The 17,119-nt window shown below is 49.6% G+C and carries 15 protein-coding genes and 1 pseudogene; 2 read left to right on the top strand and 14 right to left on the bottom strand.

Translation table 11 applies throughout. The features are described 5' to 3' along the window. Window positions 1–2: 2 nt before the first annotated feature. From smc to rpmF, 4 genes are all read right to left on the bottom strand, one after another. Window positions 3–3,554, bottom strand: a complete 3,552-nt coding sequence (smc, locus tag FXY30_RS05370; RefSeq protein ID WP_071705652.1) for a chromosome segregation protein SMC — start codon at window positions 3,552–3,554, stop codon at window positions 3–5. A gap of 67 nt (window positions 3,555–3,621) precedes the next feature. Beyond that, window positions 3,622–4,323: a ribonuclease III gene (gene rnc, locus FXY30_RS05375; RefSeq protein WP_071705653.1), complete on the bottom strand. Its 702-nt coding sequence runs from the start codon at window positions 4,321–4,323 to the stop codon at window positions 3,622–3,624. After that, window positions 4,304–5,323 (bottom strand): phosphate acyltransferase PlsX, encoded by a 1,020-nt coding sequence (plsX, locus tag FXY30_RS05380; RefSeq protein ID WP_071705654.1) that lies wholly within the window; start codon window positions 5,321–5,323, stop codon window positions 4,304–4,306. Before plsX ends, rnc begins: the two co-directional genes overlap by 20 nt. Window positions 5,324–5,431: 108 nt before the next feature. After that, window positions 5,432–5,614 carry a 50S ribosomal protein L32 gene (gene rpmF, locus FXY30_RS05385; protein WP_066923837.1) on the bottom strand — a complete coding sequence of 61 codons (183 nt, stop codon included), beginning with the start codon at window positions 5,612–5,614 and terminating at the stop codon, window positions 5,432–5,434. A gap of 276 nt (window positions 5,615–5,890) precedes the next feature. Between rpmF and FXY30_RS05390 the strand changes: the two genes are divergently transcribed. Further along, a complete protein-coding gene (locus FXY30_RS05390) occupies window positions 5,891–7,045 on the top strand; it encodes a nucleotidyltransferase family protein (protein WP_071705655.1) in 1,155 nt (384 codons plus the stop codon). On the opposite strand, the gene FXY30_RS05395 is transcribed toward FXY30_RS05390, so the two are convergent. The 7 genes from FXY30_RS05395 to FXY30_RS05425 all read right to left on the bottom strand — a co-directional run bounded on the left by FXY30_RS05395 (window position 6,993) and on the right by FXY30_RS05425 (window position 14,219). Further along, the gene (locus tag FXY30_RS05395) at window positions 6,993–8,522 is read right to left on the bottom strand and encodes a Mur ligase family protein (protein ID WP_071705656.1); all 1,530 of its coding nucleotides are present in this window, start codon (window positions 8,520–8,522) and stop codon (window positions 6,993–6,995) included. The genes FXY30_RS05390 and FXY30_RS05395 overlap by 53 nt on opposite strands. 76 nt (window positions 8,523–8,598) lie before the next feature. Beyond that, window positions 8,599–9,069, bottom strand: a complete 471-nt coding sequence (locus FXY30_RS05400) for a hypothetical protein (RefSeq protein WP_071705657.1) — start codon at window positions 9,067–9,069, stop codon at window positions 8,599–8,601. 23 nt (window positions 9,070–9,092) lie between these two features. Continuing rightward, on the bottom strand, window positions 9,093–9,566 hold the full coding sequence (coaD, locus tag FXY30_RS05405; RefSeq protein WP_071705658.1) for a pantetheine-phosphate adenylyltransferase: 474 nt from the start codon (window positions 9,564–9,566) through the stop codon (window positions 9,093–9,095). After that, window positions 9,563–10,123 carry a 16S rRNA (guanine(966)-N(2))-methyltransferase RsmD gene (gene rsmD, locus FXY30_RS05410; protein ID WP_071705659.1) on the bottom strand — a complete coding sequence of 187 codons (561 nt, stop codon included), beginning with the start codon at window positions 10,121–10,123 and terminating at the stop codon, window positions 9,563–9,565. Before rsmD ends, coaD begins: the two co-directional genes overlap by 4 nt. 43 nt (window positions 10,124–10,166) lie before the next feature. Beyond that, a complete protein-coding gene (locus FXY30_RS05415) occupies window positions 10,167–12,221 on the bottom strand; it encodes an ATP-dependent DNA helicase RecG (RefSeq protein WP_071705660.1) in 2,055 nt (684 codons plus the stop codon). Further along, a complete protein-coding gene (locus tag FXY30_RS05420) occupies window positions 12,218–13,846 on the bottom strand; it encodes a DAK2 domain-containing protein (RefSeq protein ID WP_071706122.1) in 1,629 nt (542 codons plus the stop codon). The genes FXY30_RS05415 and FXY30_RS05420 overlap by 4 nt, the downstream gene beginning before the upstream one ends. A 19-nt stretch (window positions 13,847–13,865) precedes the next feature. After that, window positions 13,866–14,219 (bottom strand): Asp23/Gls24 family envelope stress response protein, encoded by a 354-nt coding sequence (locus FXY30_RS05425; RefSeq protein ID WP_071705661.1) that lies wholly within the window; start codon window positions 14,217–14,219, stop codon window positions 13,866–13,868. A gap of 184 nt (window positions 14,220–14,403) precedes the next feature. On the opposite strand from FXY30_RS05425, the pseudogene rpmB reads away from it, so the two are divergent. Beyond that, a pseudogene (gene rpmB, locus FXY30_RS05430) lies at window positions 14,404–14,589 on the top strand (50S ribosomal protein L28); the annotation flags it as partial. Between the two features lie 195 nt (window positions 14,590–14,784). On the opposite strand, the gene FXY30_RS05435 reads toward rpmB, so the two are convergent. The 3 genes from FXY30_RS05435 to rsgA form a co-directional block, all read right to left on the bottom strand. Then, window positions 14,785–15,492, bottom strand: a complete 708-nt coding sequence (locus tag FXY30_RS05435) for a thiamine diphosphokinase (RefSeq protein ID WP_071705663.1) — start codon at window positions 15,490–15,492, stop codon at window positions 14,785–14,787. Then, entirely contained in the window at window positions 15,489–16,145 is a 657-nt protein-coding gene (gene rpe, locus FXY30_RS05440) for a ribulose-phosphate 3-epimerase (protein WP_071705664.1), read from the bottom strand. Before rpe ends, FXY30_RS05435 begins: the two co-directional genes overlap by 4 nt. Before the next feature lie 80 nt (window positions 16,146–16,225). Continuing rightward, a complete protein-coding gene (rsgA, locus tag FXY30_RS05445; RefSeq protein ID WP_083428231.1) occupies window positions 16,226–17,119 on the bottom strand; it encodes a ribosome small subunit-dependent GTPase A in 894 nt (297 codons plus the stop codon).

Consider the following 17,119-nt stretch of genomic DNA (forward strand, 5'->3'; position numbering starts at 1 on the left):
CGCTATTTACCCGCCTTTCGCACCTCGGCTTCATCTTCAAAATCTGTAAAACGCAAGGATACGATTCGGGAAAGTCCATCCTGCATCGTAACCCCATACAGGGTTTGTGCCAGCTGCATCGTCGACTTGCGATGCGTGATCACGATAAACTGCGTATCATGACAAATGCTCTGCAAGTATTCCACATAGCGCCCGATGTTTGCCTCATCCAACGATGCATCGATTTCATCCAGTATGCAAAACGGGGTCGGATGAATGGAGAAAATGGCAAAGAGAAGTGCCAACGCCGTCATGGAACGCTCGCCACCGGAAAGCAAATTTAAGCTTTGCAATTTCTTTCCCGGCGGCTGTGCTTGAATTTCCACTCCGCAGGTAAGCACATCATCGCCCTCTAAACGCAGATGCGCCTGTCCGCCATGAAAGAGCCGCTGAAAAATGCGATTATACTCTTCATTCATGCGACGAAAGCTTTCGGTAAACATGGTCTCCATAGTCTCATCCAATTCCCGAATGAGTTCTCGAATATCTTTTCGTGACGTGGAAAGATCCGCCATCTGCTGTTTGAGAAAATCCAGCTGTTCCTGCATTTCCTGATATTGTTCAATGGTTTCCACATTGAAATATCCAATTTTAGAGAGTTTTTCCCGAATTTCACGAATCTGTTGGCGAGAGGTATCCACGGGCACAAGGTTTTGTAGGCGCTGTGCCACCATTTCTTCACTGATGTCATATTGAACGCGATAGTCTTCAAGCCATTGCTTACGCTGCGTTTCTTTTTGCTCTTTTTCTATTTGTAAACGGAAAAGTTGATTCTTCTCTTCCTGTACTTGTTCGGCCGTCGTCTGGCGCAATTGCATGCGCTTTTCCGCCTGCTCCTGTCTTCTCTTGTATTCCGCTTCCAGCTGGTCCCATTGCTGCTGATCGGAAGCATTCGCTTCCTGATCACGCTTCTTTTGCGCCTCCCCCTCATCGATCAGCTTTTGGCTGCTTTCCAGGATCCGTCGCGCTTCTTTTTTTTGTTCTTCTCGCAAGATATGTTCCTGTGCAAGAGCTTCGGCCTTTTCTCGATTCTCGGTCAACTGCGCCTGCAATGCCGCAAGATCCCGCGTGAAAAAATCACGTTGATTGCCCAGCACCGCCTGCTCTTTCTCTTTACCTTGCATCGCCTTTCGCTGCTCTTCTTCGCGATCCTGCAACGCTTTCCATTGCACGAGAGCTTTTTCATGCTGCTCCTTTAAGGATCTTTCCTCTTCGGCGATTTCTTCCGGTAACGTGGCGAGTGTTTCCGAAAGCAAATGATTCGCTGCCTGTTGCTCGCGTTGTTTGTCGGAAAGCGTCATGCGCAAGGCTTCCAATGCTTCGCGCTGTGTGCGCTCTTCTTCCTGTTGCTGTTGCAAAAAATGAAGAAGCTCTTCGCGCTTTTCCAGTGCCTTTTCCCTCTGCGTCTGTGTCTTTTTCCAGGTGTCCTCCAACTCCTGAAGACGCTTTTCTTTCTCGGCAAGACGCATTTGTAAATCGCTCAGTTCTTTATCGCGGTTAATCAGCGACGCGGCATTGAGATGATGCACAATACCACCGACCATGGACCCCCAGGTGTTCACCACATCCCCCTCGAGGGAAACGACGCGGTTTCGTGCTTTTTCGCGGTGCGAAACACGTATGGCGTCATCAATCGTTTTGACAAAAGTGGTGCGTCCTAAAAAGTGGGAAACAATCCCCTTTAGACGCGCATCATATTGAACCGCCTGTGTTCCATTACATAGCGCTTCTTTGGCGTTGGATATCACCGGATCGAAGCCTTCAATGCGATCCAGCGGAAGAAACGTGACGCGTCCCAGTTTTCGTTCTTTGAGCAGAGAAATGAGTGCTTTGGCATCCTGTTCGCTTTCCACGACCACATTTTGCAAAGCACCGCCCAGAGCCACTTCCACCGCGGTTTCATAGCCTTTTTCCACCTGCACGAGATCTGCCAACGGTCCTATGAGACGTGCCTTCACATTGGATTCCCGATCGGCAAGCTTCAACAAATTCTGCACGGAACGCTGATAACCTTCATACTGCTGCATGAGCGCACGAAGCATTTTTTCCTGGGAGACGAGGCTCGCTCGTTCCGCTTCATCCGTACGTTTCGTTTCGGCCAGCTGATCCGCCTCATCCAACAGACGGCGCACATCTTCTTCACATGCAGCAAGCGCAGTACGTGTCTGGGATTGTACCTGTACATATTTCTCTAAGAGCGCTTCCTGTTGCTTCTTTTCTTCCAGCAAGGAGGCTACTGCTGCATTCAGTTCTTCTGTACGTGCCGCCTGCTCGCTCTGTTTTTTATGCAATTCTTCTCTGGCTTTTTCCGCTTCTTCCCGACGATAACGCAATACCGAAAGCGATTCCTGCAAGCGATGCACTTGCTCTTCGGCATGCATGCGCTGCTTAGCGAGATCCGTATCGACGTTCTCATCGTCTTTTGAGAGGCCGGCAATAGCCTCTTTCACTTGTCGTAAAGCCTCTGTGAGGCGCTTTTCTTCTTTTTCTTCTTCCTGAATTTTTTCTTTTACCGCTTGTGCATGATTCTTTGCCGCCTCTTCCTCGGCTTCCAAGCGCGTTAGATCCTGACGATAAAACTGGATTTTTTCCTGCGCGACACTACGACGGGTTTCTTCCTGCTGCATATCCCGTTCTCGTCTTTGTTTTTGTTCCAGTAACACACTGCGTTTTTCTTCCCATGCCTTTAAAAACGATTCATAAGGCTGCAATTCCTGTTCAAGAGCTTCCTGTTTCTGTTGCAGCCCCTGCAGATTTTCGGAATGCAGCGCGAGATCGGCATCCACCTGAGAAATTCGCTCCTCTGCCGCATCCAGCTGTGTTTTTAATAGAGAAAGCTCATGCTGATCCAATGCCTGCATCAACCGTCTGCCCGTCTTGGCATTCTCCGCTTGACGTTTCATGAGGCGTGCTTCCTGCTCTTTAATATGAATATCCTGCTGCACGGCTTCCAGTTGCCGTTCTGTGCGCTCCAAGCGTTGTTCCGATTCCGTTTTTTTATATTTATAACCGGCAATACCGGCCGCTTCCTCAAAGACACTGCGACGGTCCTCGCTTCGTGTGCTGAGAATTTCGTCGATGCGTCCCTGTCCAATAATGGAATAGCCTTCTTTTCCTACGCCCGTATTTAAAAACAACTCATGAATATCTTTTCGGCGCACCTGTTGGGAGTTAATAAAATATTGTCCCTCCCCATTTCGATACACTTTTCGGGCAATACTGACCTCGTCATACGGCAGAGGAATCTCGCCATCCGTATTCTCGAATACCAGGACAACTTGCGCCAGGTTCATAGGCGCTTTCTTTTCCGTGCCATTGAAAATGACGTCTTCCATTCGACTGCCTCGAAGTGCTTTGGCGGACTGTTCCCCCAACACCCATCGTACCGCATCTGACAAATTGGATTTTCCGGATCCATTTGGGCCGACAACAGCGACGAAATCATCATGAAATTGTAATGTGGTTTTTTCGGCAAAGGATTTAAATCCGTATAGCTCCAAGCTTTTCAGTCGCACTGCGCCAACCTCATTTTCTTTTGCTCTGTCTCTTCCCCATCGTGGGGAACGGAAAATGTCTCTCCGCTTAATGCATATTCTTGTTTAAAAGCATGAGCGCCGCATGAGCCGCTTGCGCCTCAGCACGCTTCTTGCTTTTGCCGGATCCTTCCGCAATGCGCTTCCCGTTGATCTCCACTGCCACACGAAAGGTTCGTTGATGGGATGGACCGCTTTCCTCCAGAACCACATAGTCCTGGGAAAGGCCGTGACGTAATACATAACGATGGAGGGCTGATTTCGCATCGGTATCGATGCTCGATGCTTCCAGCTTTCCGTGCATGTCCTCCAATTTTTGCACAAACCAGGAGGATAAAAAGTTCATGCCCCCGTCTAAATAAATTGCGCCGCAAAGGGCTTCAAATGCATCCGCCAGTAAGGAAGGCTTCTCTCTTCCGCCTTGCATTTCTTCGCCATGTCCTAACTGTAGAAGGGAATCGATTCCTATCTCGCGACCAATCTCGGCAAAAGACGCCTCACAAACCGCTAAAGCACGTTTGCGCGAAAGTTCGCCTTCCGGATCCTTCGGGTAGCGCCGAAAAAAGTGGTCGGTGGTGATCAACTCCAACACCGCATCCCCCAGAAATTCTAAACGCTCATTGCTCTCCGCTGCTTCGTTCGGTCGTTCGTTCAGAACCGAACGATGGATCATCGCCTGCTGCAACAAATCCGGATGTTGAAAGCGATAGCCAAGCCGCTCTTGAAAATGATCAAGATTCGATTTGGACATGACTTTCCTCCTTATCGGCATTGCCGCTTTCGGCAAAGCGATGCGCTATGGTCTCAATTACGCCGCTTTCGGCGAAATCGAGAGCCTCTGCAATGGCCAGGGCAAACGTCTCTGCGGTGGAATTGCCATGAGCCTTATAAATTGCTTTCCGCGCCCCAAGCAGCGGCGCCCCACCATGTGCGCGATAGTCCAAAGCACCGAATGCCTGTTTCAAATTCTTTTTTATCAGAAGCCCGCCAAGCTTGGTTTTGGCATTGGAATAAAGCACATTTTTCAGTGTCTGCAGAGCAAATTTTGCCGTTCCCTCCATCGATTTTAAGGCGATGTTGCCTGCAAAGCCGTCTGCCACCAGCACGTCACAATCCGCAAAAAGAATATCTCGCGCTTCCACATTGCCTACGAACCGCAAATCGCTCTCCTCAAGGAGACGATGCGTTTCGACCGCACGTTTATCACCCTTTTCCGCTTCCTGCCCGACATTAAGCAGTCCGACTTTCACTTGGCTCTTGCCAAGCGCTCTTTCGGCATAGGCAGCGCTGATCTGTGCAAACTGCAAAAGCATCGCAGGCGTCGTATCCATGGTGGCCCCTGCGTCGGCCAGCAAAATGCCGCCGTTCACATGCGGAATGGTCGGCACCAGACACATGCGTTCCATGCCCGTAATCCGTTTCGTCAGAAAATAGCCACCGGCCAAAAGAGCGCCGGTACTGCCGGCCGAAAGTAACACATCCCCATCGGCATTCAGACGGGAAAAAGCAAGTACAAGGCTCGATTGTTTTTTTCGCCGTATCGCAAAAACGGGCGATTCGTCATTGGTAATGGATACATCGGTATCCACAATTTCCACCTGTCGAAGATCCTTTAATGTCGGCGAGAGAACGGAGGAAGGGCCGACAACTACGCAGGAAAAGGCACGATGGCTCAACGCCGATCGAATGGCCGAAGCGACCATTTTGGGGCCGGCATCCGAGCCGAGCGCATCAATAATCAATTTTGTCATCCACACCTCCCTTGCCCTTGTGGTTTCCTCTTGGACAGATTCCGCTATCATATCCTTTGTGAGAAAGAAAAAACAAAAAAAGGTGCGGAATACTTCCCGCACCTTCGGTTATTCACCGATTTGAATGACTTCTTTGCCGTCGTAGTATCCGCAGTGCGGACAAATGTGATGCGGTAATTTTGCTTCGCCGCAATTCGGGCACTTTACCGTCGCATAAGTCGTTAAACGATAGGAAGAAGCTCTTCTTTTGTCTCTTCTTTGCTTTGACGTTTTTCTCTTTGGTACGGCCATAGGAACACCTCCTTCTTCCTAAAATAATTTATGATGAACACATGAATTATAAACGGGCCACAGAGGCTTGTCAACATTTTTCCCGAAGGAGCCGAGCTTGACTGCACATTTTGTGACATCAAGATTTCCAATTCACTCCTTGTTTTTTCTACATGTCAGAAGAAACGCGGAAAAGGGCTGTCTTCGGTATAGCTGTCTTCGGTATAATAGTAGACAAGTTCATCCTAATAAGCATTACCAAGCAGGGAACAAACACCTTTCCAAAAGGAGAAAAGCATGCGCACTTCCCCCTACAACGCCTGTGGCATCATCTGCGAGGCTAATCCGCTTCATGCCGGTCATGTCCGCCTCATTCAACAGGCAAAAAAACAATATAGCACCATTGTCGCTGCAATGTCGGGCGCCTTTATGCAACGAGGGACGCCGGGCTTCGTAGACAAATGGTCTCGTGCGCAATTTCTTCTTCGCCACGGCGTGGACCTCGTGATTGAGATTCCGCAGGCATATGTGCTGCAAAATGCAGATCTATTTGCGCGCGGCGGTGTAGAAGCGCTTTCTGGTATTCCAGCTGTCAGCGCTCTTGCGTTCGGTGTCGAGGAACAAGCGAATGCTTCTATTCGTCCTCTGCAAAGCGATGCGGTGCAACAGGAAATTCGCCGACTTCTACAAAGCGGATCAGCCTATCGTCGTGCGGTGGAGATTGCTTCCGGCGGACTTTCCCTTCCCAATCAGATCTTGGCGGTTCAATATGAAAAAGCCATGCGCGATTTGCATCTTTCCTGGCGGACGCTTCGTCTTTCGCGGCCGGCACTTGATGCCGAAAAATCGCCGTCCGCCACTGCTTTACGCCATGATTTGCAAGAGGCGATGGAGAAAATGAATGGTGACACCTCGCCCGAGCGTCTGCTTTCGATTTTGCAAAACGATAACCGTTTCAGCGGTCTCGAAGAAAAAGAAAACCTCGTTCGTTGTCGTCTCGGCGAATCTCTCGAGCCTCTTCTTCCGCTTTGCCGTGCGCTGCTTCTTCTGGACAAGCTTCCTCTTTCGCGTTCTCCTCAGTATGAGGAAGGCATGGATCGTCGGTTCCTCAAGGCCCTGCAGAATGCCGCAACGATGGAAGAAGCCTTCTCATTCGCTTCCAACAAGAGGCAATCCAAGGCACGCTATCGCCGTCTGGTTTTGACCACTTTATTGGGCATCGAGAAATTCTCACTTGTGCACATCGACTACGTTCGTCCGTTGGCGTTCAATACATCCGGCGCGAAGCTTCTTCGAGAGGTCCGCCTTCCGGTATATCAAAAAACGCCCGCTGCAAAAGAGCGGACGTTTTCTCCCCTGTTTTTGATCGATCAGAAGGCCCAGCGCCTATATGAATGGCTTAAAGGGCTGGAAAATTTGGATCTTTTGCAGACGTTTTATCATACGCATTAAGAAGCGGTCGAACGATCGAAAGATCGCCTTCAAAGGGATATGCCACGCCATCTATGCGCATTTTGGGCTCGTTGCCCTTGCCGAGAAGTAGCAACACACATTTTTTGCCTTTCCGTACCTGTTCGGTAGCATACGTCATCGCTCGTGCAATGGCCTCCCTGCGGTCATCTACCGTCTCCACCGGCGTGTGGACAATCGCCTCCTGAATATCGTGATAAATCGCCGGCAATGGTTCAAAATTCGGATCCTCCATGGTGAGCAGAATTCGATCGGCATAGCGGTCCGCAATTCGTCCCAGGTCTTTACGGCGATTAAGTCCCTTTCCCCCGGCAGACCCGAACACGGCGATCACTTCGTGCTTAGGATATTGCTTTTTCACCGCAGAAAAAATGGCTTCAAAACTGACTCCGTTATGAGCCAGGTCAACAATAACCGTAATGCGCCCGTCCATAGAGCGAAGTACGTCCATTCTTCCCGGCACATGCATTCCATCTAAGGCGGAGGGAACTTCTGAAAGATCTACCCCCACAGTTCCAGCCATAGCTGCCGCCACTAAGGCGTTCTGCATAGCGTATGGTCCGATTTCCGGCAGATGCAACGTGACGGTTTCGTCCTTTGCCTGGAGCGAAAAAGCGATTCCTTCTTCGGAAGGTAAGAGTGTCGCTGTCATATCGGCATTGCTTTGGTCGTGAACGCCCACATGGTAAATTTTTCTACATGAAGACGCCGCGCTTTCGATTTCGGCAAGATGGTCGCTTTCTAGGTTGATCAGAGCCTCGTCCGCCTGTGAAAACAAGGAAAGCTTGGACTGAAAATAATCGGTAAAGCTGGGATGCTCGATGGGCGATACGTGATCCGGTGAAATATTGAGAAACGCAGCAAGCGCAAAATGCAGGCCGGCCGTACGCTCATACTTTAAGGCTTGCGAGGACACCTCCATAACGACGTCATGCAGACCGTTCGCAACGCAGCGTGCCAGAAGCGCATACAATTCAAAGGGCTCCGGTGTGGTCAATACACTTGACTGTTCGTCTGTGCCGTCAAACATGGAAATGGAGGACATAAAGCCGACAGGTGGAAGGTTTCGTTTCACATAGTGCGCATTTAAAATTGTGCGCAAATACCAAGCGGTAGAGGTCTTTCCCTTTGTCCCCGTAATGGCGAAAAGACGGAGGGCATCCTGTGGGTTGCCATAAAAGAGACGCGCACAGGGAGCAAGAACATGACGCATATTATCCACCAGAATGCAGTCGGCGTCCACTTGATACGCTTGCTCGGACACATAGGCGACTGCTCCGCGATGCAGCGCTTCTTCCAAATATGCCTTTTTAAAATTTTTTCCCTTGCAAAAAAAGAGCGTTCCTGCCGTCACCTTCTTGGAATCGTAAGCAATTGCTTGAATCGGTCGATCTTTTTGGGCACCTTCAAGCACATGCTCGCCCATGGCCTGCTGTAATGAAAATAAGGTAACCGTCATAGTTCCTCCTAAAACGAAACGTCAAAACAGAAAAAAGGACGGCACGCGCCGTCCTTTGTCTCTCGGTTTTTCCAGTTTACTTCAATTCGTCGCGATTATGCCCAAGCTCGGTAATGACAGAGTTGAGATTTTCCTGTGTGTTGGCCAGCAACTCATCCACATAAGCAAACACGCTCTGGCGGATTTGCTGCGACTGCACCTTAGCCTGCTCCAGCAAAGCCTCTCCGCGTTTTGTAGCTTCTTGGGTAATACGATGCTCGTTGACCAGCTCATTAAAGCGCTTCTGGGTATCCTGATCCGATTCGGCCGCACGCTGCTTCGCCTGATCAAGAAGCTGTTGCGCCTGATCATTGGCTTCCTGCAAAATGCGATCCCGCTCATCGTTCACCCATTTCGCCTGACGAATCTCTTCCGGCAGACTGGCACGGATTTCTTTAATGATCTCAAAAACCGTATCGGGGTCAATCGCTACTTTCTTAGAAAGAGGGATGCTCGACGCATCATCCATCTCATCTTCGAGCTCTTCAATCAATTGTAAAATATCCATGGCTTCCTCCTGATGAATACGCCTTACCGAAATTTTTCTTGCAGTCTTCTCGCAACATTTTCGGTCACCATGCCCGAAACATCTCCGCCGTAGCTGGCAACCTCTCGCGCAAAACTGGAGCTGACATAAGAGTAATTTTTGTCCGTAAAAAGGAAAATCTCTTCCATTTCCGGATATAACGAGTGATTCAGCAAAGATAATTGCCGCTCGTAAAGAAAATCCTCCTCGTTGCGAATCCCGCGAACAACAGCATCCGCCTTTTCTTCCCGGACAAAATCCACTAAAAGTCCGGAAAATAATTTTACGGTAACATTGCTGTAATCATACATCAGTTCTTCAATCATTTCAATTTTTTCCTGTGTCGTAAACAGCGCCGGTTTCTCCTGATTGATCAGCACGCCTACGACGACCGTATCGAACAGATTGGCTGCGCGATAGATGACATTCAAATGTCCCTTTGTGACCGGGTCAAAACTGCCCGGAAAAATGACTTTCATGATTCCTCCTTGAACACGCGAATACGCTTGCGTCCATACATACGATCGAAAAGCAGCACAAAACCACAATACGTGCTTGATGGCTCTTCCTCTCCTTTCGCGGGAGCAGCCGATTCCAGAATAATCAGTCCGTTCGGTTTCACGCGATGAAGACGACGGAGCATGGCCATCGCCTCTTCCTCCATATGATAACCGAATGGAGGATCAAGATAAACATAATCATAACAACCTGACCAACCGGCAATCACTTCTCGATAATCGCGAACAAAGACGACACTTTGCTCTTCCCAAGCCGCTTTGCGGATGTTTTCCCGTAAAATTTTCGCCATGCTGTGCGATTTTTCGCCGAATACAACATGTCTTGCGCCACGAGAAAGAAATTCAATGCCAATCTGTCCGGTGCCGGCGAAGAGATCCAATACATCCGCATCTGCTTTCAACGGTTGTAGCACGTTAAATACCGCCTCTTTGATTTTATCTTCGGTCGGTCGGGTGCGGTCCTTCTTTCCCGGTGACAATAATTTCATTCCTCTATTTTTTCCCGTGATGACATGCATATCGATTCTCTTTTCTTTTTGTCTTCTATGATTTTTCTCATACTCAATTAAGAGTAACTTGTCGAATACGCTCCATCCGTTCCCTAATTCGCTCTCTCAAAGGCGAAGGCAATGCTTCCAGCCGATCGAGCGGAACCTTCTGTGTCTGAAGCCACCGGGCGCTTTGTGCAAGAGCCTCTTGCCATTTTCGTTGGTCTTCATCAGAAAGGGTCAGGCCGTGCTGGCGTGTGCCTAAGCGATCCCCACTTCCGCGCAAACGCAAATCGGCACGAGCAATCTCCCAGCCATCCAACGTTTGTTCTAAAACGCGCAGGCGCTGCTTATTTTCTATACTGGACGAATGAAGCATTAGAATGCAATAGGCATTTTCCTGCCCCCTGCCCACACGTCCGCGAAGCTGATGAAGCTGTGCCAGACCGAATCGCTCCGCTTCGGCGATCATCATCACGCCGGCATTCGCAACATCAATGCCGACCTCAATAACCGTCGTAGCAATCAAGAGGTCGCTTTTGCCACGATAAAAGCGATCCATCACTTCGCGCTTGCTCTCCGACGACTGCTTTCCCGTGAGAGTATCGATGACAACTTTTCTTCCTACCACGTTTTCTTCTTTTTTCATCACGGCACGAACTCGTTTTTCGGTTTCCGTAACGGACCAATACTGTTCGTTATCCTCGCCGCTTTCAATAACGGGACATACAATATAGACCTGTCTCCCCTTCACAATTTGGCGAGCAATGGCATGATAACACGCTTTCTCCGAGCGACGATCCACGATGCGAGTGGTGATGGTTCCCCTTCCCGGCGGTTTTTCATGAATGCGCACCAGCTCCAGATCTCCCCATTCCACCAAAGCTAATGTGCGCGGAATGGGCGTGGCGCTGAGCACCAACGTATTGAGCTGCTCTGATTTTTCCTGCAGACGAGCACGCTGGCGTACGCCGAAACGATGCTGTTCATCGGTAATCACCAGCCCCAGGCGAGAAAAGCGGACGCGATCCTGAAACAGCGCATGCGTGCCGAAAAAAATGCCCGGCTTCGTTCCTTTCGCCGCCGCATCCATTTTTTTTCGCGCTTCTTCTGTTGTGGATCCCGTCAACAGATAGACGGGCTGTGTAAAAAAGGAACGTGCTTTTTCCGCATGTTGGCGTGCCAACACTTCACTGGGCGCCATAAAGGCCACATGATAGCCGTTTTCTAAGGCACATTCCGCCGCCAGGAACGCAACGACGGTTTTCCCCGAACCGACATCGCCTTGCAACAGCACATTCATGGGCGACGGAGCACAAAGTCGCTCTTGTAAGAGCATGACGGCATTTTTCTGTGCGTTTGTAAGAATAAACGGAAGCCTTGCCATGGCCTTGGTCAGATTGCAAGGGCGCATGGAGACGCTTTGTTTTGTATGTTTGGAACGCTCCCAAAAATGGCGCACAAGGGTTTCTTCCAAAGCCTCCCGATTTTGCCATTCCTCGCGTGCCGCATCCAATTCTTGCATTGATGTTGGAAAATGGAGTGCTTTCAAAAGATCATACAAGGGACGCCAACCGGCTTTTATGCGCCAGCTTGAAGGGTAGGGATCTTCCACCTGCGAAAGAAGGGAGAATGCTTGTTTAACGGCATCTCGACGTGCATTTTGCGACAGACCGTCCGTTAAGGAATACTGTGGAAACAGCCCAAGAAAGTTCTCTTTCCCTTCTTTTTCCGTTTCTGCCTTTGCGAGAAGAGGATCGAAAAGCACATGATTTGCCTCACGATAGGTACCATAAAAATAAAAGGAATCTCCCACCCGAAGATTCCTTGTAATATAGGGCTGATTGTGCCAAACGACCGTAAGGCTTTCCGAATCATCCGCAACGCTCGCACGAACGATGGTACGTCGCCCGCCGAGACGAACCGGACGGTAGATACGCGTAAGGCGCGCAAAAACAACCTGTTTCAAGCCATCCGATAAGGCGGAAATGGCACAGACATGACGACGGTCTTCATAGCGAAAGGGCAAAGCATAAAGCAACTCCTCCACCGTAGTGATGCCCAGTCGGCCAAAGCTTTCCGCTTTCTTCGGTCCCACGCCTTTTACGGCCGTAATCGGTGTGCTCATTCCAGAGAAAAGATATATGTGTACACCGGCTGATCACCATGGAGAAATTCCACTTCACAGTCCGCGAAGCGAGAGGTAAGCACATCATGAAGTTCTTGCGCCTTATTCGGATCCGCATCCTTTCCGACGTAAACGGTGATAAGAGTATGCTCCGGTTTTCGATACGTTTCCACCAGGCGTTCGACCAGCGATTCGTCCTGTGTATCGGTTAAGACAATCTCGCCATTCATCAGGCCGATGCGGTCGCCGGCTTTCATCGTAAGTCCATTCATTTCTGTGTCGCGCACGGCATACGTGACCTGGCCGGTCATGACTTCTCGAAGACTCGCCGTCATCTGCTCTTTATTCACTTCGGCATCCGCAGTGTCATCAAAATGAAATAGTGCCATCACGCCTTCCGGCATGGATCTTGTCGGGATGACCACGACCTTCTTTTCCGTTAACTCATGGACCTGCTCTGCAGCCAAAATAATATTCTTATTGTTTGGCAGAATAAAAACGGTTTCTGCCGGTACCCGTTCCACCGCATCCAGCAAATCCTTTGTTGACGGGTTCATCGTCTGACCACCGGAGACCACTTCGTTAACCATCATATCGCGAAACAGCGAGCGGAAGCCTTCGCCCATGCAGACAGCGACAAAGCCGAAACGAGACAGCGTTTGGGGCTTGGAGATCGGTTCAAACACATTCGCTTGCTTTTCTTCTTTTTCGCTCTGTAATAAGGCATGGCGGCGCGTGGAAATCACATGAATTTCCGTTAAATCCCCGCGTTTGTCTTGACTATTGATAAGTTTAACCGGCACGTCTGAATAGGCCTCGACAAAAAAGCCATCTTCCGTCTCACTAATGCTTTCCAGTACACCGTAATGTTCCAAATGGCGCAAGAGACGTTCCCGTTCAATATTATTGATCCGGAAGGACACAAAATATGCTTTTTCCGATTTTAATGCCTGTTCTCGTCCCCGTGCGGTGGACTCCACCTGTGGAAGTTGCGTTTTTGACTGCTCTAAAAGCGTGTGCAGATCCTCGCCGGAAAGAGCTTGTACAAATCCGCAAAATAAATAGACCAAACCTTGACCGCCGGCATCCACCACGCCTGCCTCTTTCAATTCGGCGAGCATGTCCGGAGTCTGCTGCAGCACATGATTGGCATAACGTAGAATGTCCTTCAAAAAGGCAACAATATCGCTGTATTCGTGTTGATTTTGGATGGCAAACTCACTCATCGCCCGAGCGACAGTAAGGATAGTTCCTTCTGTCGGCTGCATGACCGCTTTATAGGCTTTTGCACGCGCCGATTCCAGAGCATCCGCAATGTCCGACAGGAGAATGACTTCTTTTCCCTTTAATGATTGTGCTAATCCGCGACAAAGCTGAGAAAGAATAACGCCTGAGTTGCCGCGCGCTCCCATGAGGGAACCGTTACCAAGAGCTTTTGCCATGGCCTGGATACTCTCGGGCGCATTACTGACCGCTTCCGCAGCCGATTTCATGGTTAGGCTCATGTTTGTCCCCGTATCGCCATCCGGAACGGGAAAAACATTGAGCGCATTAACTTCTTCTTTATGTTCATCAAGAAGACGACAAGCTTGTAACAGGCCTTCTCGAAAAACGGTTGCTTCCATTCGTTCCACATTGTCCCCCTTATACACGCAATCCCTGTACCAAAACATCGACAGAGCGAACGGTAAGATTGGTTTTGGACTCCACATTGTAGCGCACGGTATCGATGATATTTTCAGCTACCATGGACAAGCGCATGCCTGCCTCTAAGATCACGTGCAATTGAATAATAATTCCTTGCTGCTCATCGGCGAACACGCGTACGCCGCGACTCATATTTTCCAAACGAAGCAAGCGATAGATATCATCTTTCGGACCGCGTGCCGCCAAGCCGACCACTCCATAGCATTCCATGGCAGCCTGTACCGCAATGCGCTCGATGACATCATCTTCTATTGTTACGTTACCAAACTCATTGACAATTGTTAAAGACATGACTCCTCCTTTATCGGCAACGTGTTCTCTCACGTTCCTTGATTATACCATAATCGTACGCTTCCTTCGCACTGCCCCGAGAGGAAAGGCAAAGCAAGAAGGATTTTTCGGAATCATTTGCGACTGTAAACGCATTTTGTTATAATACCCATGTTCATTTACATGGAAGAGCAGGAGGAAAGTCATGTCGAGAGTTTGTGCAATTTGTGGAAAAACCAAAGCAGCCGGTAATAAGGTTACCTTTTCGCATAGAGGTATTCGTCGTACGTGGACGCCGAACTTGCGTCGCGTACGTGTTTACGATGAGAACGGTACGCCGAAGCGAATCTATGCCTGCACGCGTTGCTTGCGTTCCGGCTTAGTAAATCGCAACCGACCGAACGCCGACTATATCGAAGAGTCTCCGGCAGAAGAGACCGTCGTTCAAGAGGAAGTCGTAGAACAAGCGGTCGAAGCGTAACCACCCGATGTAAGCGGCTTCGATCCGGGTTAGCATTGCAATGAAAAGCCCCCTATGCTGTATTGCATAGGGGGCTTTCTTGTATCTTTGACGTCGGAGAAGGCTTCACTTTTTATCTTGCTCCTTCGCTTCGGTAAAGGATGCGCGCGCTACGTCCCGAGATTGAATGCAAAAGACGCCGCAGCCTGTATCACTTTCAATGCGCACTTCATTATTCGATTCCAAAACATGATTGGACACCGCCAGTGAAGATCCTGCACGAAGCGTAGTGTGTGTGATCGAATAGTCGAATCCTTTTAAAGTCAGTACGCTCTCGCCGGAAAAAAGCAGAAACGACGTATACCAGACAGGAGAACGAAGAGGCAAAGAATATACACCGGGCACAAGATAACGAATGACATTGTTTGCTGTGTACTGCACTACAGCCATGCCTTGTTCTTCAAAGCGCTTCATCAGCGCTAAATTCACCATGGTATGATCCATCCTCGAACCGGCGCCACCAAAAAGAAGAACACGCTCTGCTCCCCGTTGGAAGCAATAAGCAAGCGCCAGTTCCGTGTCGGTTTCATCTTTTCGCACCGGATAACGAAGGACTTTTCCCTTTTCTATGTACTCCTGAACAAAAGGATGGGAGTATGCGAAAGAAGAAGAGTCAAAGTCTCCTACAAGAAGGTCTGCTTGTAGACCCAGACGAAGTAGAACATCAAATCCCCCATCTGCAGCAATGATGGTATCTACTTCATCCAATTTCCGACGTATAAAAGAATCCGACGGAAGACTCTCCCCTGCTGCGATCACAGCGGCATAGTTCATCGCTGAATATGCTCCAAAAACATTTTTGCCGACTCTCCAGTATGCGCGCCGAACACTGCAGAGCCGGCCACGATCCAGTCACAGCCCGCTTCTAACACCGCATCGACATTATCCAAATGGATGCCGCCGTCCACTTCCAAGATAATGTCTTTTCCAGATTCATCAATGCATTTTCTTGCTTTACGTATTTTTTCCATCATGGACGGGATGAAAGACTGCCCGCCGAAGCCGGGATTTACGCTCATAATGAGAATGAGATCCGTCTCTGGTAAAACCTCTTCCAACACGGAAACCGGTGTTGCCGGATTCAGTGCGACGCCGGTTTTCATTCCCAGACGATGAATCTCCTGTAGAGCCTGATAACAGTGCGTAACAGCCTCCCAGTGGATGGTTAACAGATCACATCCCGCTTTTTGAAAGGCAGGAAAAAGATGCGAGGGTTCTCTCACCATTAAATGCGTATCAAAAAAAAGAGAGGTGTGCGGGCGCATTTTTGCAAGAAGCGCAGGTCCGAAAGTAATGTTTTCGACAAATTGGCCGTCCATGACATCCAGATGCAAATGCGTTACTCCCGCCTTTTCCAAAACGTCGATTTCGCGATCCAGTTGATAAAAATCCGCTGATAAAAGCGAAGGAGACAATTGACGATCCATTCCCTTTCCTTTCTTGTTACCGATCGCCCTTGACAGGCAATCCACCCTTTTTCAATCCTCCTCGAAGCGGGGAGAATATGTTAACGAGCCAGGCGCTTTTCGATTTCCGCATATAGCGTGAGATAGGATTCATACCGTCCCGCTGCAATCTCGCCCCTCTCCACGGCTTGTTTTATCGCGCATTGCGGTTCTTTGCGGTGGGAGCAATTGCGAAAGCGACAAAGCTCTTTTATTCGTGCCATCTCAGGAAATGCGGCTGCCAATTCGGAGACATCCGTAAAATCCCGCAAATCCAAGGAGGAAAACCCGGGCGTGTCAAAAATGAACGTCTCTTCGCCCAACGAAAAGAGCCGGCTGGTCCGCGTTGTTTGTTTTCCGCGCGCCGTTTTTGCACTGAGTGCACCGACAGAAATCGACTCTTCTCCGCTCAGTCTTCGTATCAGCGTAGATTTTCCCGCTCCGGACGGACCGGCAATTGCCGTCATGCGTCCTTGCAGGGCTTGCTCAAGGGCGTCCATTCCTTCGCCGTGAAGGGCATCGACGAAGAAGATCGGATATTCTGTCGGTCGATACCGGCTTTCCCATGCATCGCGCAAACTAGCAGTCGTTCGATCCAGCTTATTAAAGCAAAGCAATACCGAAAAATGACGTTTTTCCAAAACCGCCAGCAATTTATCCAGCTGCAGAGCGCTCACCATCGGCTCCACCAGCGTCTCCACCACTAAAACCTGATCCACATTCGCAACAGGCGGGCGAAGAAGGCGATTCTTGCGAGGAAGCACTTCAGTAATGATGGCTTCTTCGTCCTGGTCGCTTTTCGTCCAACGAACATAATCTCCAATCATCGGTCGAAGACCATTGTCGCGAAAAACGCCCCTCCCCTTCGCAAAGAGCGTACCTGTCCATGTGACATCATGTCCTGGCGCCAATTCGTATCGATCTTTCTCTGCCGAAATAATATGTCCTTCGGGCAC

This window comes from Murdochiella vaginalis, from assembly GCF_902381775.1.
GTDB classification, from domain to species: domain Bacteria; phylum Bacillota; class Clostridia; order Tissierellales; family Peptoniphilaceae; genus Murdochiella; species Murdochiella vaginalis.